The sequence below is a fragment of the Desulfovibrio sp. 86 genome, from assembly GCF_902702915.1.
Taxonomy (GTDB): Bacteria; Desulfobacterota; Desulfovibrionia; order Desulfovibrionales; family Desulfovibrionaceae; genus Desulfovibrio.
Genome location: NZ_LR738849.1, coordinates 1306857 through 1327939, shown reverse-complemented (window position 1 = coordinate 1327939; position 21083 = coordinate 1306857). Strand labels below are relative to the sequence as shown.

The window sequence follows — 21083 nt, the reverse complement described above, 5'->3', positions numbered from 1 at the left end:
TAACCAATTGCTGTCTTTTTCCGTAGCTTCCTTCGTCGCAACGGCTAAAGCTCGGCAGAATCCACGCCTCGTTGTGGCGCGCTGCACTCTCGTGCAGCGTTAGAGCATTCAACCTTTTTAAAGGTTAAATGCTCTAAAAAAGGGTCTCCTCCCCCACGCCCCCACCCCTAAAACTCTTATTATGGCTTGGTCGGGTTGAAAGGGGTTTCTGATCTGCGGGGGGGCGGCTAGAGCTATCATCTTTTAGGCGTCCCACTATTTCAAGGTTTGCCTGCCCCAAATGGGCTGATTCCCCTCTTCTCATGATTCCCTGCCGTTTGAAAAAAAGCATAATTAAAAAGGCTCCCCGGCATTGCCGGGGAGCCTTTTGAGCTATGAAACTGTGTGCTGTATTTGCTGATTAACGGCAGACCATGCGCAATACTTTTGACGTGGCTCTGGCGGCTGCGGGAGCGGCAGCCCCCTGCGGTAATGCAGCTTGTCTCCCCATTGCGCGGGAAGGTTCCCTGTCGTGAACTGGAAGACAAATGAAAGTTTTAGGAGGAGGGGGTGTGGGGGAGGAGACCCTTTTACAAAAGGGTCCCTCCCCCACAAAATTCTTCCAATAAAGCGTTAAAATCCCTGTTCCAACGGCGGCCAGACCAGCCACGGGCCGTCGGGCGTCACGGTACTGGCCGTGCCGGGGGCCACATGCACTTCGCGGCCCCACACGCTGATGCGGTTCTGGGCGAACCACTGGATGGCCTGCGGGTAGATGCGGTGCTCCATGGCGTGGATGCGCTGCATGAGGTCGTCCACTTCTTCGCCGGGATTCACGGGCACGGCGGCCTGAATGATCACCGGGCCGCTGTCCATCTTTTCTTCTACAAAATGCACGGTGCAGCCGGATATCTTGACGCCGTATTCGCAGGCGTCCGCGCCGCCGTGCACGCCGGGAAAGCTGGGCAGCAGGGCGGGGTGGATGTTGATGACGCGGCCTGCAAAAGCTTCCAGAAAGGCCGTGCTCAATATGCGCATGTACCCGGCCAGCACGATGAGCTGCGCGCCGTGATCCTGAAGGGTCTGCACCACGGCGAGATCAAAGCTTTCGCGGTCGGCAAATTCCTTGTGGTCCAGCACCACACATGGGACGCCGGCCTTGCGCGCCCGCTCAATGACGGTTGCGCCGGGGCGGTTGCAGACGATGCAGCAGATGTTCACGTCAAGGACGCCAGCGGCTGCTTTGTCGATCATGGCTTGGGCGTTGGAACCGCTGCCCGAGGCAAGTATGGCGATATTCAGTGGCATGGGGTTTCCGTTTTATTAGAGCTTTTTTATGCGGGTCCACTGGCTTTGTGAACCCTGGCTTCACCCGCTTGGGTCCAGGAGGCTCCACGCAGCATACTGAAACACGGTAAAAGTTTTTGGGGTGGGTGGCAGGCTGGGACGATGCTCCGCGCCTGACCGAGGCATACTGAAACAAAATAAAAGTTTTAGGGGGAGGGGGTGTGGGGGAGGAGACCCTTTTACAAAAGGGTCCCTCCCCCACAAAGTATTTCCCCCCACAGAGTACTTTCCCCTGCATCAAAGCCAGTAAAGCCAGCCCGAACGCGGCTCAGGCCTTGGCGAAGTGTGCTTGCAGCGCCGCAACCAGCGCGGGAATGGTGTATTCCGCTGGCTGGATGTGGCAGGGCAGGCCGTTGGCCGTGAGCGTGTCGGCCGTAATGGGGCCGATGGCGGCAAGCTGCACTTCGGGGTGGGCCTTGAGCACGTCCGCCGGGATAAGGGAGAGAAAGTTCTCTACCGTGGATGAAGACCCGAAGGTCACGCAGTCCAGCGTACCGGCCGTGATGCGTTCCAGCACCTCGTCCTTGCGATGGGCGGCGGGCACGGTCTGGTAGGCGGAGATGACGTCCACCACGGCTCCGGCCTTGCGCAGTTCTTCGGGCAGCACTTCGCGGGCCTTGGCGGCGCGGGGCAAAAGAAAGCGCTTGCCGCGCACGTTACCGTTTTCGCGGGCCACAAGGCCGTCAAGCACGCCTTCGGCCACATAGCGATCGGGGATAAAGTCGGGCGCAATGCCGTGCTGCGTCAGGGCATCGGCGGTGGCGGGGCCGATGGCCGCCACCTTGCAGGTGGCCAGGGCGCGGCTGTCTTTGCCCGCCGCAGCCAGACGCTGCCAGAAATGGCGCACGCCGTTGACCGAGGTGAAGATGACCCACTGGTAGTCGGCCAGTTTGGCAAGGGCGGCGTCCAGTTCCGCGTAGTCGGCCATGGGACTGATTTCAATGGTGGGGCACTGGATAACCTCGGCCCCCAGTTCCGTCAGGCTGGCCGCGAGGCCGCTGGCCTGTTCGCGAGCGCGGGTGACCACGATGCTGCGGCCCATGAGGGGCTTTTGTTCAAACCAGTTGAGCGTCTTGTGCAGGCTCGCCACCTTGCCCACCAGGATCACCGAAGGATTGGTGAATTTGGCTTCAATGGCGGCGGCGGGCAGTTTTGCCAATGTGGACACAAGGCTGCGCTGGCGAGGGGTCGTGCCTCGATAGATGAGGGCGGCCGGAGTGTCCGGGGCCATACCCGCGTCCAGAAGATTGCGGGCAATGTCGGGCAGGTTCTTCATGCCCATGACGAAAACCAGGGTGGAGGCGCTGGCCGCCAGGGCCGGCCAGTTGTGGACGGAGCCGGGTTTGTCCGGGTTTTCGTGGCCGGTTATGATGGTCACGGAAGACGCAAAATCGCGGTGGGTCAGCGGAATGCCCGCATACGCCGGAGCCGCGATGGTGCTGCTGATGCCGGGCACCTCTTCAAAGGGCACACCGGCGGCCACCAGTTCTTCGGCCTCTTCGCCGCCGCGTCCGAATATGTAGGGGTCGCCGCCTTTCAGGCGGGCCACGATCTTGCCTTCCTTGGCCTTGCGCACCAGCAGGGCGTTGATTTCATCCTGGGGCAGGGCATGGTTGCCAGCCACCTTGCCCACGTAGATTTTTTCCGCGTGGGGGCTGGCGTGGTTGAGCAGGCTGTCATTGGCAAGCGCGTCGTAGACCACCACGTCGGCGGCGGCAAGAGCGTCACGCCCCTTGAGGGTAAGCAGGCCGGGGTCGCCGGGGCCTGCGCCGATCAGATACACCTTCATCATTACTGAACGCCTCCCCTGGCCAGTTCAAGCAGCGTGCGCGCGCCAAAGGCCGAGGGCCCGGCGGGGCACAGGGGGGTGGGCTTGGCGGCCCAGTCAACCCCGGCAATGTCCAGATGCGCCCAGCGTACCCCTTCCTGAATGAAGTGCTGCAAAAAGAGCGCGGCGTTGATGGCTCCGCCTTCGCGCGGGCCCATGTGGCAGATGTCGGCCACGTCGCTTTTCAACTGCTCGGCATAGGGCTTCCACAGGGGCAGGGGCCAGAATTCTTCGCCGCATGCGCCCCCGGCGGCGCGGATGCGCTCGCTGAGGTCTTCATCATCGCTGAAAAGACCGGCCACCTGCGAGCCCAGGGCCACAGCGCAGGCTCCCGTGAGGGTGGCTATGTCTACCATGGCGGCGGGGGTCCAGGTTTTCTGGGCATAGGCCAGGGCGTCGCACAGGGCAAGACGGCCTTCGGCGTCGGTATTCTGGATTTCAACGGTATCGCCGTTGGCGGCCCGCACAACATCGCCGGGGCGCATGGCGCGGCCTCCGGGCATGTTTTCGGCGCAGGCCAGAAGGCCGATGACCCGGCGGGGGGCCTCTTCCTGCGCCAGAGCGGCCACGGCGGCCAGCACGGTGGCGGCTCCCGTCATGTCGGCCTTCATCTGGTGCATGTTTGGAGCGGGCTTGAGGCTGATGCCGCCCGTGTCAAAAGTGATGCCCTTGCCCACGAGGATAAGGGGTTTGTCCTGTTCGTGGCCCTTGGGGGCGTATTCAATGATGACGAGGCGGGGCGGACGGCCCGAACCCTGGCCCACGGCCATGAGGCAGCCCATGCCTTCTTTTTCGAGGGCGTGCTCGTCAAGCACTGTGCAGGCAAAGCCCTTCTGGCGGGCCAGTTCCTGGGCGCGTTCGGCCAGCTTTTCAGGATAGAGCAGGTTGGGCGGGGTGCTGGACAAATCGCGGGCCATGCCTACGGCCCAGGCGGCGTTTTCGCCACGGCGGGCGGCGGCATGGGAAGCGTCGGGCACTTCTTCGCCGTCAAAGCCGAGGGCCAGCCACTGCGGATCGGCGGGCTCGTCCTTGTCGGCCTTTTTCAGCGCCGAAAAACGGTACAGGGCCAGTTGGGCCGCGCACACGCATTCTTCCACCAGGCGTTCGCGGCCGCCGGGCAGGCGGGCGAGAGCCGATTCGGGCAGCAGTATGGAGGCGTAGCCCTTCTGGCGGCACAACTGCACGGCAGCGGCAATGGCCTTACGGATGCCTGCGGTGTCCACCTTTTCTCTGGGGCCAAGGCCCACGGCCAGCACGCGGGGCACGGAAAGCTCGGGATGCCCGTGCATGAGGGCAAGCTCGCCGGTCTTGCCCTTGAAGTCGCGCAGGGCGGGCGCGATGACCAGCCAGGGCGCGGCCTTGTCGATCTGGGGGCAGACTTCCGTCAGGGCTTCATCCTGGCAGACAGGGGCCAGCATGACTTCGGCCTTCCAGTGTTCCGGGCCAAGATTCTGAAAACGTATATCCATGGGCTGCGTTCTCCTCATATGTGCCGCACGCGTGCGGTGGTAGGCAGGCTTTGGGCACTGGGTGCGGCGGCCTGTCCGGGTTGGGAATATACGCTGCCCGGCCCGTTTTGCCAAGGGCGCAGCGCAACAGGCCGAGCCGGGCCGCCGTGGTTACGGGATATCCCCATGCCGGTCAGAAGTCATGCGCAGGGCGCGGCGCGCGGGGCAGCGACGAGAAGGCGGACACGACCGCAAAGGGCACTCGCCGGGGTGCGGCGCGCGGGGCAGCGACAGTCCTGCCAGGCTTACGTCGCGGCGGCGTTTTTTTCCGGGTTTTTGGCCAATCCCCGCAATTTTTCGTCATAGCCGTCGCCCCAGGCGCGCAAGGAGCGCATGATGGGGATGAGCGATACGCCTATGGGCGTCAGTGAGTATTCCACGCGCGGCGGAACGGTTCCGTAGGCTTCCCGGTGAATGATGCCGTCATGCTCAAGTTCTCGAAGCTGCTTGACCAGCATGCGTTCGCTGACCTCGGGCAGGCAGCGGCGCAGTTCGCCAAAGCGCAGGACAGGGCGTTCCGCCAGAAAATAGATGATAAGGAGCTTCCATTTGCCGCCAATAAGGTCAAGCGTGAGCTCAAAGCCGCAGCGGTACGGCTTGTTCCCCAGTGTTTTTGTTTGGCAGGCCTCAGGCATGGGCAGCTCCGGCTTGGTAAAAAATATTCTTACTATATTTTTTGTTAGTACATGTCTTTTTTGTCAGTACTTACAAAATCGCATGAAAAGGATAGTATCCGGACAGAACGTGATTCGCAAGGAGTAATATCATGAAAGCACTGGCACTTAACGGAAGTCCGAGAAAAAATGGAAACACGGCTACATTGCTTGGAAAAGTTCTGTCGCCACTGATAGAGGCAGGATGGGAAACCGAGCTTGTGCAGATTGGCGGCCAAAAGATCCAGGGTTGCCGGGGCTGCCTGAAATGTGCGGAAAAGAAGAACCAGCGATGTGTGTTTGACAACGACATCCTCAACGGCGTTCTGGAAAAAATGCTCGCGGCGGACGCCTTGATTCTTGGCACGCCCTGCTATTTTACCGACATGAGCGCGGAGATGAAGGCGCTGGTTGACCGCGCCGGATTTGTGGCCTTTGTCAACGGCGGCCTGTTTCAGGGCAAGATAGGGGCCGCCGTGGTGGCCGTGGGCCGGGGCGGCGCAACGCACGCCTTTGACAGCATCAACCACATGTTCCTCATGTCGCGCATGCTCGTGCCGGGGTCGAGCTACTGGAACATGGGTTATGGCACCAATGAAAAAGACGTGCTCAACGACAGCTACGGTATGGAAAACATGAACCATCTTGGCCGCACCATAGCCTGGCTCGGCAAGGCGACAGCGCCGCATCTGGCGAGCTTTCCCGCATAGCGGCCTTGACGATACGGGCGAACTCCGCAAGCTACGGACGAACTCCGCAAGCGACGAGCGGGTTGAGTACGGCGTGGCGAATCCCGCAAGCTACGGGCAAACCCCACGAAAGACGAAAGCTCCCCGCAAGAGGTGGGTAAGCTCCGCAAGTTGCGGCAACTTCACAAGATACGGGTAACTTTGCAAGAGACGAAAGCGCCACGCGCCGTGCTGGCCGGGGTGCGTCGAAGACCAGCCTTGTCAGCGCTCCGGCGGCAAGGCTGGTCTTGCCATGGGCGGGCGGTGCGGGCATGGTGGGGCATAATCTTTGCAGCTATTCCGCAGGGGCTTGCCGCCGCATTGACCGCGCCATTTTTCTGTCACTGGAAGGACCATGCTCGTATATATCCACGTTCCCTTTTGCAGCACGCGTTGCCGCTACTGCGCCTTTTTTTCCAACCCTCTGGGGCGCGGGGTGGACCCTGTGTCATCGCCCTTGGTGCGCGACTATGTGGACACCCTGTTTATGGAGATGGCCCACTGGGGCGACCGTCTGAGCGGCAGCACGGTGGAGTCGGTATTTTTCGGGGGCGGCACGCCGAGTCTGCTGCCGCCGCGCGTCATCGGGCACATTATGGAACGCCTTGGCCGCTACTTCACACTGGCGCCCAAGGCCGAGGTGACGCTTGAGGCCAACCCCGAATCCCTGCGGGGCGGCCACCGCGTGACCCAGTATCTTGAAGCGGGCATCAACCGTCTTTCCATCGGCATTCAGAGTCTTGACGACAGCATGTTGCGCATGCTGGGGCGTCCGCACAAGGCTCAGGACAGTCTGCACGCGGCCTTTCTGGCGCGGGAGGCTGGCTGCGCCAACATCAACGTGGACCTCATGTGGGGCCTGCCGGGGCAGAGCGTGCGGCAGTGGCTGCAAACCCTCAAGGACGTCATGCGCATGAGCCCGGATCATATCTCGGCCTATGGCCTGACTGTGGAGCCGGGCACGCCTCTGGAACTGGACGTGGAGGACGGCCGCCTGATATTGCCCACGGAGCGCGACCAGAACATCATGTTTATGGAAGGCGCGGCCCTGCTGGAACAGCACGGCTACCTGCACTATGAGATCTCGAATTTCGCCCGCATGGGCTTTCAGTGCCGCCACAATATGGGCTACTGGGAAGGCGAGGACTATCTGGGCCTCGGGCCATCCGCCACATCGACCATAGACGGGCAGCGCTGGACCAACCCGGCCAGCCAGAGAGCCTGGGACATGCGCGCCCGCGACGGAAGCCTCGGGCAGGAAGTGGAAGTGCTTGATGCGCAGACGCGCGTGCTTGAACTGCTCATGCTGCGGCTACGCACGTCACGCGGGTTGCAGGTCAAAGCCTACCGGGAGATGACCGGGCGGGACTTTGTGCGCGATCACCAGCGCCTGGTGCAGGCCCTGCATGAAAACGGACTCATACGCATACGGAACGGGTATTTGCGGCTGACGCGCAGCGGCATGCTGGTGTCCAACTCCATTTTGAGCAATCTCTTTGCGCGCACGCGCGAAGTTCTCAAGCAGGGGCTGGCTCCCGGAGCACGTCCCGATGTGAAGCCCGCTGTCGGCACTGGCGCTGGCAGTCTTGGCGAGGCTGTACTGGCGGAAGGGGCCGTGGGCCAGGTGGCCGGACAGTCGGGAGATATGATGGCAGGGGCGGCAGGGTCGGCGGCGGAAGCGGCTGACGCAGCGGCGCAGGATGTTGTGATTCCCGCCGGGCCGCTGGGTCATAAAAGGAACGCCCGCAGCAGTCCGGAAATACGCCCGGTGCAGTGGCCCAAAGCCTGAGAAATGAGGCATGATGCGCTCAGCGTGATGGCGCGGGCATGGGGTGTGCGCTTGAGGTTCAAGGCCAGCGGTCGCGCCCACGGAGGCTTTTTGCGTGTGCCGCATTCTTGGGCAAATGTGCTGCCCTGGAGTTTTTTTTAGGGAAGCGCTGTCCATGAAATACCCTGAGTGTCTGGGTATTTCACATAATAGGCTGAAATATAAATAGATATTTTTTACGACAGGGTAGACACAAAGAAGGCCCTTTTACAAGGGGTCTTTTCGCGCAAAGCATTTCAAAGCTACTCTCTCTAGAGCAGTTTACGAATGAAATGAGTTAAATGCTCTGCAAGGATTTTTCTGAAAATCCTTGCCACGAAATGCGAGTAGGCGGGCTTTTGCCTGCCGTACGCGAGCATTTCAAGTGTTAAATGCTCTAGTGGAGCTTGCCGAGGGACAGAAGCTGTCCGAGTACGCCCGCGTCGGCGGGCAGAAAGCCCAGGTCCGGGGCCTCGTCCGGGCTGACCCAGCGCAGATTCTGCCCTTCCACGGGGCAGGGTTCGCCCGCAAATCCGGTAACATGAAAAAAATACAGGCGTACGATGAGCTTCCGATCCGCGTAATGGTGCTCAACACACTGCCAGTAGCTGGCCTCGCTGACGCCTATGCCCAGTTCTTCGGCCAGTTCGCGTTTAAGCGCTTCTTCCGGGCTTTCATTGCCCTCAAGCTTGCCGCCGGGAAACTCCCAGTAGCCTTCCATGATCTTGTTGGTGGGCCGTTGGGCGGCAAGAAAAAGTCCGCCGCGCCAGATTATGCCCGCTGCCACATCAATTGTTTGCGTGTACTCCATCCCCGATCTTTTCCCTCTGAATCTCTTGAGAAATTGCGCCGCAGGTCTGCCATGTTGTGGCATGCCCACGGGTAATGCGACGCCCTGGCCCGCCCGCCGAGCTTTTTCACATTGAAACTGCTCTGGCGGCCGCGTGCGCAGCGCCGTCGTGAAGGCTGTGAGTCTTTTAAAATAAGCACAGAAGCGGACATGTCAAAAACCCGTTGAGAAGGGCATTCTCAACGGTGGTCTGCTCCAGATATCTTTCAGAACGCGCGACCAAAAGCCTGCCGCACTGCCTGCCGTTAGAGCATTTTAACTTTGAAATGTGCTGCATTTCAAAGTTAATCTGTACTAGGGCAGCAGGGCAGGTCCAAGCCGCTGGTTTTCCGAAAGCGCCCCCGCTGTCGCACCGATCAGTTCAGCCATGGCCACGGCAAAAACGCCGTTTCCCCGGGCTAGTCGTCGGTATTCCACCGGCCGCGCACGGCGTCCATGCGCTCCTCAAGAGCGGTCATTTCTTCAAAAAGGTCTTCGCCGCGCTTTTTGCATGCCTCAAAGGTTTTCAGCAGTTCCGAGGAACGCGCGTGATCGGCGTAAATTTCCGGGTCGGCCAGTTGGCCCTCAACCGTTCCCTGTTCGTCCAGCACCTTGGCCAGTTCTTTTTCCAGGGCGTCATACTTGCCTTGCAGGGGCTTGAGCTCCTTGTGCAGGGCATTGCGTCTTTCGGCCTGTTCGCGTTTGAGGCGTTTTTGCTCCTCACGCGAAAGGCCCTGGCCGGCGTCCCCGGCTGATCCGGCTTCCTGCGCCTGCGCGCCCTGGCCGTTGCCGCCCGCGCCCGCCGCAGCGTTGCGCGCGCGGCGTTCCGCGTCATAGGCCACAAAGTCGGGAAACACCGTAATGCCTTTTCTGTCAAGCTCCCAGGCCTCCGCGCCCACCTGCGAAAGCAGCCAGCGGTCGTGGGCGACCATGAGCAGGGTTCCCGTGAACTTTTGCAGGGCCGACACCAGCGCCTCGCGGCTTTCAAGGTCCAGATGGTTGGTGGGTTCGTCCAGCAGCAGGAAGTTGCAGCGTTTCAGAAACAGGCTCGCCAGCACAAGGCGGCTTTTTTCACCGCCGGAGAGCGCGCCCACCTGCCTGTCAAAATAGTCCTGCCCCAGAAGAAAGAGGCCGAGCACGCTCATGAGCTCTTCTTCCGTGGTGCGCGGGTCGGACAGACGGCGTATTTCGCTGAGCACCGTGGTGTCGTCGCGCAGGGTCTCCATCTGGTGCTGGGTATAGTAGCCCATGCGCAGTTGCGTGGCCGTGGCCAGATTGCCGCCGCAGCGTTCCAGCGTGCCCGCCAGCAGCTTGAGCAAGGTGGATTTGCCGCAGCCGTTGTGCCCAACGAGGGCAACACGCTGCCCACGGTACAGGGTAAAGGTCAGGGGCGGCCACATGACTTTGCCGTCGCCGAAATGAAAATCCAGATCAGCGGCCGCCAGAACGATTTTTTCGGAGTGCGGCGCTTCGGGCCAGGAAAAGTTCAGCTCTTTGCGCTTGGGTTCCGGCCTGTAGTCTTCAAGCTCTTTTTCAAGCTTTTTCGCCATCTTCTGACGTGAGCCAGCCTGACGGGCCTTGGTGGCCTTGGCGCGAAAACGCTCCACAAAGGCCATTTTTTTATCAAGGTCTTCCCTGAGGGCGCGGGCTTCGCGCTCGCGCTGGGCGTTGTACTCGTCCTGCAGGGTCAGAAACTGGGTGTAGGTGGCTTTGCGGAACACGGGGCGGGAGAGGCCCAGATAGAGCACGTGCGTGCCCACCGTGTCCATAAAACGGCGGTCGTGGGCCACGAAGACCAGCGCGCCCTTGAAGTCCAGCAAAAAGGACTCCAGCCATTCCACGGCTTCCATGTCCAGGTGGTTGGTGGGTTCGTCCAGCAAGAGCACGTCGGCCCCTGCGGTGAGCACGCGGGCCAGCTTGGCGCGTTCGCGCCAGCCGCCGGAGAGTTCGCGCAGGGTTCGGCCCCACTTGTGCTCAGCGAACCCCAGACCCGAAAGCACGGCCTTGGCCCTGTGCTCCGGGTTGTACCCGTAGAGCGACTCAAGCTCGCTCTGGCGGTGCATGAGTTCCGTAAGGCGGGATTCGTCCTTGTCGGCGGCGGCTTCTTCCCACTGCGTCCAGAAGTCGCTCCAGTCGTGCAGCACGTCCAGAACGTAGGTGAGCAGCGGCGTATTGAGCGCCTCTTCTGAAAGCTCCTGCTCCACATAGCCCATGCGGCAGCCGCGCGGCAAAATGACGCGCCCGCCGTCAGCGGAGTCCACCCCGGCCAGCAGCCGCAAAAACGTGGACTTGCCCGTACCGTTGGGGCCACAGACGCACAGGCGCACACCGGAATCCACCTCCAGCGAAAAATTGCTGAAGATGTCCCGTCCGCCAAAAGATTTTGAAAGTTCCTGAATCGTTATTTTCACAACCAGCCCTCACGGCGGTAGCCTTCCACTGCTTCGACCATGCCAGCCTCAAGGCTCATGCAGGGGGTGAAGCCAAGTTCTCGCCGAATGCGGCTGCCATCGCTCAGCCAGCCAGCTTGCCGGGCTTCGCGGTATTTGTCCAGGTTCCAGTTGGGCGCGCGGCGCAGACGGCCGCCGAAGGAGGCGGGCAGCCTGCCCAGCAGGGCGTCGGCAACAATGCCGAAGGCGGATGAAAGCCCCGCCGTGAGCGCCATAATGGGCAGAGGCATGTGGATGACATGCACCTCGTGCCTGCGGCGTTTCAGTGCCTTGTCCACGGCCTGGCCCATGGCGCGGCAAAAATCGCTCATGTTGTGCGCCTGCCCGTCATTGAGGTGGTAGACGCCCCGGGCGTCGGGCCTGCAAGCGCATATGACGGCCTGGCCCATGTCGCGCGCGTGTACGGCGCTGACAGGAAATTCCCGCCCAAAGCCGGGGCTCACGGCCACGCCGCGCATGGCCCCCTTGAAGACGGGCAAAAGGCCCTTGTCGCCCGATCCGTAAATGATGGGCGGGCGCAAGGTGACCATGCGGTCGCCAAGGGCGCGGCCCAGAATCTGTTCGCTCAGCGCCTTGGACCAGCCATAGGCCGACACGGGCGCGGGCAAAGCATGGTCGTCCACGCCCGGGGCCGTGCCGCAGGGGCCGGTGGCCGCCTGGCTGGACACCAGCACCAGCCTTTGCATGCCCGGCTGGCCGCGCCTGGCGGCGCTGCCGTCGGCCTGGCGGATGGCCTCGGCCAGGCAGGCGGCGGCGCGTGCGTTGGCGCGCAGATAGTCCTGCCAGCCCAGCCCGAAAAGAAGGGCGGCCATGTGGATGACCACATCCTGCCCCTCAAGGGCTTCAGCCAGGCCGCGCCCGGTGCCGAGATCGGCCTGGGCCACGGCCACGCCTTCAGGCAGGCCCGCCGTGTGTGAGCTTGCCCGCGTGAGGCAGGTGACGCGCGCCCCTGCCTGCAGCAGTTGCGGCAGCAGGTGGCGGCCCACAAAACCCGTGCCGCCCGTAAGCAGCACCCGCACGTTCGCAAGATGCCCGGCGGCGGCAAAATCCGCCTCGCTGGAGCCTTCGGTGCAGGCGGGGCCAGCCTGTTCCATATCTGCGGCGCAGCCTGCCGTGCTCATGCCTCAATCTCCCTGCGGTAGATGCGGTAGCGTTTGGTGAGGCGGCCCGAAAAATCTTCAAGAAGGTCGTTGATGGCCACGTTGTCCTCAAGCACCCACGAACCTTCCACCCACTGAAAGTCCGGCCGCAGCCGGGCTTTTTCCAGCATGAAGTCCAGCAGCAGCAAGGGCAGGCCCATGAGCCTGAATTCTTCACGGATGCCGAAAAGAATGGTGCGGTAACCGCCGCGTATCTCGGCCCGCGCGCGCCACCAGTGCCACAGGGCGGAGAGGCCGAGCTTGCCGTTGAGCCGCCGGAGCAGCGGGGCCATGTCGGGCAGGGCCACCATGCCGGCGGCCGGTTCGCCGTTGTGGTAAAAGAGGACGAAAAATTCCGGGTCCAGCACGCTTTTCAGTTCCTTGACGTGCTGCTCGGCCTCGCCGTCCGAAAGGGGCGAGAAGCCCCAGTTGTCCGCCCACGAGACCTTGTACAGGGCCAGCATGTCGCGGATGTCTTCAGTCAGCGTGGCCTTGCTGGAAGTGCGGCAGGTGAAATGGGCCTCGGCCTTGAGACGGGCCACTTCGTCATGGAGCCACTCCGGCGGATTGAAGCGGCTTCTTTCAAGAAGATAGGCGAAGAGGTCCTGTTCCTTGCGCAGATGCCAGCTTTCCAGCAGTACGGGGTAGTACGGCGGGTTCCAGGGCATCATGATGGTGGGCGCAAGCTCAAAGCCGTCCACCAGCAGTCCGCAGGTATAGTTTGTGGAGGGGTTCAGCGGCCCGCGCATGAAGGTCATGCCCTGGCCGGCCAGCCAGTCTCTGGCGACGTCCAGCAGGGCATGGGCGGCTTCCCCGTCGTCTTCACACTCAAAAAAACCAAAGCCTCCGCAAGTTTCGCCCGCGTAGGCATTGTACTTCTCATCCACGATGGCGGCGATGCGGCCCACAAGCCGCCCGTCGCGCGCAGCGAGAAAAAGTTCACGGCGGGCGCTTTCCCAGAAGGGATGCTCGCCAGGGGTGAGCAGTTCGCGCTCCTGGCTCTTGATGGGCGGCGTCCACAAAGGGCTTTGGGCGTAGATGCCCCAGGGCAGGTCAAGAAACTGGGCGAACTCCGCTTCAGAGCGGACGGCGGTGATGGTAAGCGCCATACATCAGCCCAGTTGCAGGCTGCCGCGCAGCTCGTTCAGCGAAGAAACGCCCAGGCGTTCGCAGGCGGCGGGAAGCTCCTTCACCAGATCAAAGGCGCAGTCCGGCCGCATGAAGCTGGCGGTGCCCACCTGAACGGCGTGCGCGCCCACCAAAATGAATTCCAGCACGTCCTCGACGCACGAGATGCCCCCCACGCCCACCACGGGAATCTTTACCGCGCTGGCGACCTGCCATACGCAGCGCAGGGCCACGGGCTTGATGGCGGGGCCGGAAAGGCCGCCGACCACGTTGGCCAGGGACGGACGACGGCGTTGCAGGTCAACGGCCATACCGAGAAGCGTGTTGATGCAGGAGATGCTGTCCGCGCCGGCTTCTTCAGCGGCACGGGCCATGACGGCAATGTCGGTGACATTGGGCGAAAGCTTGACCATGACGTGCTTGTCCGGCGCTGCGCCGCGCACGGCGGCTGTCACCTGCGCCAGCATCCGGGGATCCTGGCCAAAGGCTATGCCGCCTTCGCGCACATTGGGGCAGGACACGTTGACCTCAAGCGCGGCCACGCCTTCCTCATCGTTGAGGCGGGCGGCCAGCAGGCCGAAATCTTCGACAGAGCTTGCATAAATATTGGCGATAACGGGCGTTTCCTGCCAGGGCAGGGCAGGGAGCTTTTGCGAGCAAAAGACATCGACCCCGTCATTCTGCAAACCCACGGCATTGAGCATGCCCGCCGTGGTTTCCACGATGCGGGGGGTGGGGTTGCCTTCGCGGGCCTGGAGGGAAAGCCCCTTGACCACCATGCCGCCGAGGCTGGCAAGATCGCCGTAGGTGGCGAACTCCAGGCCGTAGCCAAAGGTTCCGGAGGCCGTAAGTATGGGATTTTTGAGGGACAGATCGTGCGTCTGCCCGTTCAATGTGACGGAAAGATCCATGCCGCGTTCTCCAGTAACCGCGCAGACCCGCCTTAGCGCAAAGCCTTGCGCGGGGGCGGTGAGGGGTTGTATGCCCGTCTCGGGTGAGCCTTCACGGGCGTTGTTTGCTTTCTGCCGCTGCCGCAATCAGTGGCGGCGCTGCTCCGCCGGGCGGCAGGCCGTTCAGTGCCGGATTTTGCCCCGGCTTTCAGCCTTGCGGCCGCGTTTGCCTTGCTGCCTCGTAAGGGCTTTGCCGTGACGGCAATGCGAAAAATACGCTTGAGGCGCAGTCTGTCTGCGGGTCAAAGAGCGGATCTTTTACCCGCCAACGTCCTTGAAGGCAGATCAGGCAAGCAGCGACTATCGGCTCTGCGCGAATTTTTGTAAAGCCCGCGCTGCGAAAACCGCAAAGCAAAACCGCGCCGTTTATCCGCGCAATTCGCGCCATTTATCCGCGCCGTCTGACCGCAGAATTTGACCGCGCAGTATATCGCGCTGTGGAACCGTGCTGCACGACCCGCGCAGTAAATTTGCGCTGTAAAGTCACGCAAGCCTGCCCGGCAGCTGTTTTTTTTGATCACGTGGCGACAATGCGACATCGCAGCATTGCAGCATGGGGTCATTATGGCGGGCAGGCCGCAATCTCCTGCCCATATGGCAAACACGCCGCGCCGTCAGGCGGGCGTGTTACCGTAATGCCGCATCACAGTTCAATCTGATCCGACCAGAATATGGGGCCGTGATTGCACACCTGCACCTGCCCGCCACGTTTGTCGGGCACGGGCCAGTTTTCAGTGGTTTTGCTCACGCAGCCAAGGCAGGCGCCCACGCCGCAGGCCATGCGGTTTTCAAGAGAAAGCTGGCAACGCACGCCAAGCTCGGCGGCAAATTTTTGCACTGTCTGCATAAAGGGCGTGGGCCCGCAGGCCAGCACCAATCCCTTTTGTTCGGCAAATTCGGCCATGCGTTCCTGAATGGAATATATAAAGTTGTCCAGGTCGCCGGGCACGGTTTCACGCAGGCTGTCCAGCGGCACATGCTCATTGATGCTGTCCACGGGATAGCAGCTAATGGGCTCGCGGTGGCCGAAAAGCATGCTGACGTTCCAGGGCTTGGGGTGTTCGCTCACATAGCCCACAAAGGGGACAATGCCCATGCCCCCTGCCAGAAGCAGGGTAGGCGTGTCGGGCTCAATGGCAAAGCCGTTGCCCAGAGGTCCCCATACGCGAACCTTTTCACCGGGGCGCAGTTCGGACATGCGGCGTGTGCCCTTGCCCACGACCTGAAAAAAACAGATCATGTGCCGGGCCGTCATATGGCATATGCCAAGGGGCCGCGCCCAGGGAATTTCAAGGCCGAAAGACTGGGGGCGGAGCATGACAAACTGGCCGGGCCGCCATTTGGTCCATTCAGGGCGGGTAAGGCGCAGTGCGAAGAAGCGGCTTTCGTTGCCGGTCTGCCCAAAGGGGACGAGGTCCAGAACACTCAGCTCGCATGAAGTAGGTTGCGACATGCGAAAAAGTATAGGCGCACTTGCTCGGGTGGTCAACCGGGGGGATCCGGATAAGTGGACAATTAAATACTCTTTTTTTGTATGCATTTTATGGGTTCACAACAGTGGCGCGGTCGGCGGGGAAGGCATTTGTGGAGTCTCTGGGCAGCCTGCCCGCCCGCCTGCCCGCCCCCGGCGCTGCCGTGGCGGCGCAAACTGCGCACAATGCACGACATTTTCAACTTTTCAGCCTGCCGCACACGCGCTACACTACAGGCAGGAGAACCGTCATGAACCATATGTATGCCAACCGTCGCGAAAAATTGCGTCAGGCCATGCGGGCTCGCGGTCTGGATGCGCTGCTTGTCAGCCAGGCTGCCAACCGTTTTTATCTTTCGGGTTTTGAACTGCACGATCCGCAGTACAATGAAAGCGCCGGGCGGCTGGTCATCACCGCCGACGGGCGCGACTGGCTCGCCACGGACGCGCGCTATCTGGATGCCGCCACCCGTCTGTGGGATGTGGAACGCATTTTTATTTACGGCGGCTATGCGGCACGGGATATTCACGGACTGCTGCGGCGCTGCGGCGGGCGCATCGGCGTGGAGGCGCAGGGCATGAGCCTGGCCTTTGCCCGTGATCTGCGTCAGGCCGGGCCGGGCCTTTACTGCGAAGCCGCGGACGGTCTTGTGGAGCATTTGCGCCGCATCAAGGAGCCCTGCGAAGTGGCGGCTCTGGAAAAGTCTTTCAGCCTCAACCACAAGATGCTGCAATGGGTGGAAAGCCAGCTGGAACCGGGCCGCACGGAAGCCCAGGTCAGTTGGCTCATTGAACGCTTTTTCCGTGAAAACGGCGCTTCGGAACTGGCTTTTGCCAATATTGTGGCTGTGGGAAAAAATGCGGCCCTGCCCCACGCCATACCCGGCGAGGACGTCATCACGGACAACTGCCCTGTGCTCATTGACGTGGGTTGCCGCGTGGACAGCTATTGCTCTGACCAGACCCGCACCTTCTGGGTGGGCGAACGGCCCACGGACGAGTTCCGCCGCACCTATGATCTGGTACGTCAGGCGCAGACCGCCGCCATTGAATCCATGCGGCCCGGCCAGCCCATGCGCGACGCCTATGGGCACGCCCGCGCGGTGTTTGAAAAGGCCGGAACGGCAGACGCGTTCACCCACGGCCTGGGACACGGCGTGGGGCTTGAAACCCACGAGGCCCCCAGCCTTTCGCCGCGCTCAGAAGGCGTGCTTGAGCCGGGCATGGTGGTCACGGTGGAACCGGGCCTCTACTACAACAAGTGGGGCGGGGTGCGCTGGGAATATACCGTGCTGGTGGAAGAAGACGGCGTGCGCATTTTGTAATCCCGCTTTTTGAAATGCTGCATTTTGTGGCCCCGTGCTTTTCGGTGCGGCGCTGCTTTGAGATGCTCCGGGGTGTTGTGGCTGCGTCGCGCCCGTGACGAAGGATCGCACGCTGTGCATTAATTGGTCGTAGCCACATGAGTCATAAAAATACGGAAAGCCGGGGGCAATCCCGGCTTTCCGTATTTTTGGCGTGGGGTATGATGCGTAACCGCTTGGCGAAACCTTGGGCGGGGGATGCCTGGCAGAGCCTCTCTCCAACGTCCCGTCCCAAATCAGAAAACCCTTTCACCCCCCCTCCAAACCATAATAAGAGTTTTGGGGGGTGGGGGCGTGGGGGAGGAGTGGAGTTGCCCCTGCTAAACCGGACACTCCAAGATTTGCAATGAACGGATAAACTCACGAGGCGAGAGCATCCGCAGGGCCTTGTGCGGGGCATTTTCATTATAGTCTTCAAACCAGCAAGGGAGTAGCGCCATCACAGTTTCGGCATCCGGTCGATCATTGCAGAAGACGTAATCCCTTTTGAATGTTTTGACGAGAGCTTCAGCCATACCGTTACTTTGAGGGCTGCGAACTGGAGTAAACTTGCTGACGATGCCCAAGGCGGCGGCAAACGTTACTGTTTCTCTTGCCGTGTAGCAGGAGCCGTTGTCGGAGAGCCATTCAACTGGCTGCAATGTTTTGACATCCCCAAACCGCTTTTCAACGCATGCCAGCATGACGCTTTGCGCCATGTCAGCACTGTACCCGCCAGTGGTGGCGGCATAGGCCATAACTTCTCGGTCGCAAGTATCCAGGGCAAAAATGACGCGCACCCGCTCACCGTTGTCGCAGGCAATCTCAAACCCGTCAGAGCACCAACGCTGATTTCTTTGTAGTGTGGAAACCTTGCCCGTGTGTGCCTTGTCAGGTTGGCTGCCAGTAAACCGTGCCAGCAACAGGTTATTTTGCCTCATTATCCTGTACACACGTTTATGGTTGACCGGAGTGCGCCCATCGGCAACCAGTTGCCGATTAAGCAGTCGCTGGATACGCCGATAGCCGTAGGTCTGGCGTCCGCCCAAAAGTTCGACGATCAGCGGTAGAAGGAATGCGTCTTCTGCTTTGCTGTATCGTTCCGGGCGAGGCCGTGGGCTGCGGCTACGTTCATAGGTGTTGGATCGGGACACCGCCAGGGCGTCTGTGACCCGTTTCACTGGAAATCCTCCACGCCGGACAAGGGCAGCCGCGAGATAAGTTTTTTTTCGCGGCCAATGCGAACAGCTTCTTTGAGGATTTCCACTTCCAGTGTTTTGTTGCCAAGGACGCGTTCCAACTGACGGATTCGCTTTTTCAGGGCCTTTACTTCGGCAACGCTGACAACCTCGTCATTGGCTCCAATGGCTGTTTTGCCGCCTTCACTCATCTGCTTTCTCCAGCGGTAAAGCAAATTGGGAGCAACGCCATACGTTCGTGCCACCAGAGAAACCGACTGACCTGGGGCCATGCTGGCCTCTATCAGGCGAACTTTCTCGCCGACAGACCAACGGCGACGGGGCGTTATGTTTACTATCTCCACCGTTGAACTTGTTTTAGCACTAGTTCCAGACATAGTTCCAGCACCTCCTCCTTAGTTAGAGGGGTGTCCGGTCGAAATGGGGGCTACTCCAAGGAGACCCTTTTGCAAAAGGGGCTCTCCCCCACAAGGCATTCCAAAGGAAACGCTGATTTGTTCCGTTTGGCGGCGTTGCTTCACTTTTTTTGAAGCAGTCGAGGACGGAAGAGTCCACTCCTGCTTCAAAAAAAGATCGCGCCTTGCCAAACGAAACAACTGCGCGTTTCCAAGAGGCTCTTTAATCAGTGTTTTCCACGGTGAACCTGCTCTATATCTTGCGAACCTCGGTGTACCACGCGGCAGCTTCTTCAAGCAGCTTGTTGGTGCGTGCGGCGAGGGCCTGCGGGTCCTTGAGGTAGCCGTCCAGCAGCAGGCTGGCGTCAAAGAGGCCCTGCGTCATTTCGGCCAGGGTCTTGTCGTCCCTGTCGGCCTTGAACATGCGCAGCATGTTGCGGAGCAGGGGATGATCGCGGTTGACTTCCAGCACCTTGACCGGCAGAGAGTCGTCCTTTTGCATGACCTTGAGCAGTTTTTCCATAGACGAGGACATGCCGCCGTCAGGCGACACAAGCACGGCAGGACTGTCGGCCAGGCGGTGCGAAACACGCACGTCCGTAACCTTGTCGCCAAGAACTTCCTTCATTCTGGCCAGCAGGGACTCAAAGCTGGTGGAGTCCTCGTCTGAAAGGGGCGACACTGCCTCGCGGGCGGGCTCTTCCTTGTCGGCAAAATCCTTGAGCGCGTCGTCGGAGGCGGCCTCCACGGACTTGAACTCCCATTCCTTGTAGCGGCCAAGGCCGTCCATGACGAATTCGTCAATGGGCTCATAGAGATAAAGAACTTCAATGCCCTTCTGGCGGAAGCGCTCCATGTGCGGGTTCAGGCGGGCGGCCTCGCGGTTGGGCGCGGCCACAAACCAGAACGTCTTTTGGCCTTCGGGGGCGCGTTCCATATAGCCGTCAAGGCTGGTCAGGGCCTCGGCGTCGGCCAGGGTGGAGGAGTTGAAGCGCAGCAAGGCGGTGATGCGCTCGCGGTTGGCAAAATCATGATAGCCAAGCTTGAAGACCTTGCCGTGCAGCCGCCAGAAGGCGCTGTATTTTTCGGCATCGTCGCGGGCGAGTTTTTCAAGGTGGTTGAGGGTCTGCTTGACGATAACCTGGCTGATCTTGCGCAGAACCACGTTTTCCTGAAGGGTTTCGCGTGAAATGTTCAGGGGCAGGTCTTCGGTATCCACCACGCCCTTGAGGAAGGCCAGGTATTCGGGGATCAGTTCCTTGTTGCGGTGCTGGATAAGCACGCGGCGGGCGTAGAGATCAAGTCCCCAGAAGTCCCGGTCGGAGCCGAAGAAATCCTGCGCGCTGTTGGGGATGAAGAGCAGGGCGTTGAACTGCACGGGGGCGTCCACCGAAAAGTGCAGTTCGTCCAGCGGGTCAGCGCTGTCGTAGGTAAGGGCCTTGTAAAAGGCCGCGTACTGCTCCTTGGTGATGGAGAACTTGGGCTCGCGCCACAGGGCAGGCTGCGTATTGGCCTGCTCGCCGTCCACAAAAACGGGAAAAGGCACAAAGGCAGAATGCTTGCGGATGGCCGACTCAACGCGGAATTTTTCAAGAAACTCCACGGCGTCGTCCTTGAGCCATGCCTTGATGACCGTGCCGCGCGCAGGTTCGGCCTCGTCGGACTGGGTCACTGTGTAGGTGCCAAGACCGTCGCTGGCCCAGGTGTGGGCCGCGTCGTCATCGCCAAAAGCCGGGCGCGATGTGACGGCAACCTTGTTGGCCACCATAAAGACGGAATAAAAGCCCACGCCAAAGCGGCCGATAATGTTGGCGGCGTCCGCCACGGCTTCTTCGCCCTCTTCGCTGTCGTCGGCCCGCCCGTTGCCGGACTTGGCCTTGGCGGCATTTTCGGCCGCGATGTCGGCCAGAAACTGCTCGGAGCCCGATTTGGCAATGGTGCCCAGGTTCTCGGCCAGTTCCTCCGCCGTCATGCCAAGGCCGGTATCGGCTATGGTGAGGGTTTTGGCGTCCTTATCAAGGGTTATGCGTATTTCCAGCGGCAGGTCGGGCAGTTTGGGGCTTTCGCCGCGATTGACGCGAAAGCGCAGCTTGTCCAGCGCGTCCGAGGCGTTGGAAATGAGTTCACGCAAGAAAATCTCACGATTGGTATACAGAGAGTTGGTCAGGATGTGTAAAACCTTACGCACCTCTGCACGGAATTGGCGGGGTTTTTTACCAGCCTCTGCCATGACAAACCTCCTGAAAAGTGATATCTTTAGAGGTAATGCAGCTTTTAGTTTTTTCAAGAGCTGAAGAGGCATTGTTGTGAAAAAAAATGGGCCCACGCC

15 protein-coding genes are annotated in these 21083 nt (G+C 60.9%); 3 read left to right on the top strand and 12 right to left on the bottom strand.

The window, feature by feature from the left end; genetic code table 11:
* Positions 1-612: 612 nt before the first annotated feature.
* The 4 genes from purN to DESU86_RS05635 all read right to left on the bottom strand — a co-directional run bounded on the left by purN (position 613) and on the right by DESU86_RS05635 (position 5297).
* Positions 613-1287 (bottom strand): phosphoribosylglycinamide formyltransferase, encoded by a 675-nt coding sequence (gene purN, locus DESU86_RS05650; protein WP_179980154.1) that lies wholly within the window; start codon positions 1285-1287, stop codon positions 613-615.
* 307 nt (positions 1288-1594) lie between these two features.
* Positions 1595-3115, bottom strand: a complete 1521-nt coding sequence (cobA, locus tag DESU86_RS05645; RefSeq protein WP_179981732.1) for a uroporphyrinogen-III C-methyltransferase — start codon at positions 3113-3115, stop codon at positions 1595-1597.
* 2 nt (positions 3116-3117) lie between these two features.
* Positions 3118-4623, bottom strand: coding sequence for a leucyl aminopeptidase (locus DESU86_RS05640; RefSeq protein ID WP_179980153.1), 1506 nt, complete (start codon positions 4621-4623; stop codon positions 3118-3120).
* A 284-nt stretch (positions 4624-4907) separates the two neighbouring features.
* The gene (locus DESU86_RS05635) at positions 4908-5297 is read right to left on the bottom strand and encodes a winged helix-turn-helix transcriptional regulator (RefSeq protein WP_179980152.1); all 390 of its coding nucleotides are present in this window, start codon (positions 5295-5297) and stop codon (positions 4908-4910) included.
* Between the two features lie 131 nt (positions 5298-5428).
* Here DESU86_RS05635 and DESU86_RS05630 point away from each other — a divergent pair, with 131 nt between their 5' ends.
* Together DESU86_RS05630 and hemW are read left to right on the top strand one after the other, a co-directional pair.
* Entirely contained in the window at positions 5429-6025 is a 597-nt protein-coding gene (locus DESU86_RS05630; RefSeq protein ID WP_179980151.1) for a flavodoxin family protein, read from the top strand.
* A gap of 373 nt (positions 6026-6398) precedes the next feature.
* Positions 6399-7832, top strand: a complete 1434-nt coding sequence (gene hemW / locus DESU86_RS05625; RefSeq protein WP_179980150.1) for a radical SAM family heme chaperone HemW — start codon at positions 6399-6401, stop codon at positions 7830-7832.
* 415 nt (positions 7833-8247) lie between these two features.
* On the opposite strand, the gene DESU86_RS05620 is transcribed toward hemW, so the two are convergent.
* The 6 genes from DESU86_RS05620 to DESU86_RS05595 all read right to left on the bottom strand — a co-directional run bounded on the left by DESU86_RS05620 (position 8248) and on the right by DESU86_RS05595 (position 15799).
* Positions 8248-8661 carry a (deoxy)nucleoside triphosphate pyrophosphohydrolase gene (locus DESU86_RS05620; protein ID WP_179980149.1) on the bottom strand — a complete coding sequence of 138 codons (414 nt, stop codon included), beginning with the start codon at positions 8659-8661 and terminating at the stop codon, positions 8248-8250.
* A gap of 437 nt (positions 8662-9098) precedes the next feature.
* Positions 9099-11090, bottom strand: a complete 1992-nt coding sequence (locus DESU86_RS05615) for an ABC-F family ATP-binding cassette domain-containing protein (RefSeq protein ID WP_179980148.1) — start codon at positions 11088-11090, stop codon at positions 9099-9101.
* On the bottom strand, positions 11087-12250 hold the full coding sequence (locus DESU86_RS05610; RefSeq protein ID WP_232088276.1) for an NAD-dependent epimerase/dehydratase family protein: 1164 nt from the start codon (positions 12248-12250) through the stop codon (positions 11087-11089). Before DESU86_RS05610 ends, DESU86_RS05615 begins: the two co-directional genes overlap by 4 nt.
* Positions 12247-13377, bottom strand: coding sequence for a hypothetical protein (locus DESU86_RS05605; protein ID WP_179980147.1), 1131 nt, complete (start codon positions 13375-13377; stop codon positions 12247-12249). The genes DESU86_RS05610 and DESU86_RS05605 overlap by 4 nt, the downstream gene beginning before the upstream one ends.
* A 3-nt stretch (positions 13378-13380) precedes the next feature.
* Positions 13381-14307, bottom strand: a complete 927-nt coding sequence (locus tag DESU86_RS05600; RefSeq protein ID WP_179980146.1) for a dihydroorotate dehydrogenase — start codon at positions 14305-14307, stop codon at positions 13381-13383.
* A gap of 682 nt (positions 14308-14989) precedes the next feature.
* Positions 14990-15799: an iron-sulfur cluster-binding protein gene (locus tag DESU86_RS05595; protein ID WP_179980145.1), complete on the bottom strand. Its 810-nt coding sequence runs from the start codon at positions 15797-15799 to the stop codon at positions 14990-14992.
* A gap of 269 nt (positions 15800-16068) precedes the next feature.
* Here DESU86_RS05595 and DESU86_RS05590 point away from each other — a divergent pair, with 269 nt between their 5' ends.
* Positions 16069-17142 (top strand): M24 family metallopeptidase, encoded by a 1074-nt coding sequence (locus DESU86_RS05590; RefSeq protein ID WP_179980144.1) that lies wholly within the window; start codon positions 16069-16071, stop codon positions 17140-17142.
* A gap of 359 nt (positions 17143-17501) precedes the next feature.
* Here the strand turns inward: DESU86_RS05590 and DESU86_RS05585 are convergent.
* Positions 17502-18736, bottom strand: a protein-coding gene (locus DESU86_RS05585; protein ID WP_179980143.1) for an IS3 family transposase whose coding sequence is annotated in 2 segments (ribosomal slippage) — positions 17502-18379 and positions 18379-18736 — 1236 coding nt in all. Because the reading frame shifts where the segments join, the coding sequence is not laid out codon by codon here.
* Between the two features lie 271 nt (positions 18737-19007).
* Positions 19008-20984 carry a molecular chaperone HtpG gene (htpG, locus tag DESU86_RS05580; protein ID WP_179980142.1) on the bottom strand — a complete coding sequence of 659 codons (1977 nt, stop codon included), beginning with the start codon at positions 20982-20984 and terminating at the stop codon, positions 19008-19010.
* Positions 20985-21083: the final 99 nt, after the last annotated feature.

Excerpts from the sequence above, each read along its gene's own strand:
- DESU86_RS05635 (WP_179980152.1), bottom strand. The coding sequence starts at position 5,297 with ATGCCTGAGGCCTGCCAAACAAAAACACTGGGGAACAAGCCGTACCGC.
- hemW (WP_179980150.1), top strand. The coding sequence starts at position 6,399 with ATGCTCGTATATATCCACGTTCCCTTTTGCAGCACGCGTTGCCGCTAC.
- DESU86_RS05610 (WP_232088276.1), bottom strand. The coding sequence starts at position 12,250 with ATGAGCACGGCAGGCTGCGCCGCAGATATGGAACAGGCTGGCCCCGCC.
- DESU86_RS05600 (WP_179980146.1), bottom strand. The coding sequence starts at position 14,307 with ATGGATCTTTCCGTCACATTGAACGGGCAGACGCACGATCTGTCCCTC.
- DESU86_RS05640 (WP_179980153.1), bottom strand. The coding sequence starts at position 4,623 with ATGGATATACGTTTTCAGAATCTTGGCCCGGAACACTGGAAGGCCGAA.
- DESU86_RS05620 (WP_179980149.1), bottom strand. The coding sequence starts at position 8,661 with ATGGAGTACACGCAAACAATTGATGTGGCAGCGGGCATAATCTGGCGC.
- DESU86_RS05595 (WP_179980145.1), bottom strand. The coding sequence starts at position 15,799 with ATGTCGCAACCTACTTCATGCGAGCTGAGTGTTCTGGACCTCGTCCCC.
- DESU86_RS05590 (WP_179980144.1), top strand. The coding sequence starts at position 16,069 with ATGAACCATATGTATGCCAACCGTCGCGAAAAATTGCGTCAGGCCATG.
- DESU86_RS05605 (WP_179980147.1), bottom strand. The coding sequence starts at position 13,377 with ATGGCGCTTACCATCACCGCCGTCCGCTCTGAAGCGGAGTTCGCCCAG.
- purN (WP_179980154.1), bottom strand. The coding sequence starts at position 1,287 with ATGCCACTGAATATCGCCATACTTGCCTCGGGCAGCGGTTCCAACGCC.
- htpG (WP_179980142.1), bottom strand. The coding sequence starts at position 20,984 with ATGGCAGAGGCTGGTAAAAAACCCCGCCAATTCCGTGCAGAGGTGCGT.
- cobA (WP_179981732.1), bottom strand. The coding sequence starts at position 3,115 with ATGAAGGTGTATCTGATCGGCGCAGGCCCCGGCGACCCCGGCCTGCTT.
- DESU86_RS05630 (WP_179980151.1), top strand. The coding sequence starts at position 5,429 with ATGAAAGCACTGGCACTTAACGGAAGTCCGAGAAAAAATGGAAACACG.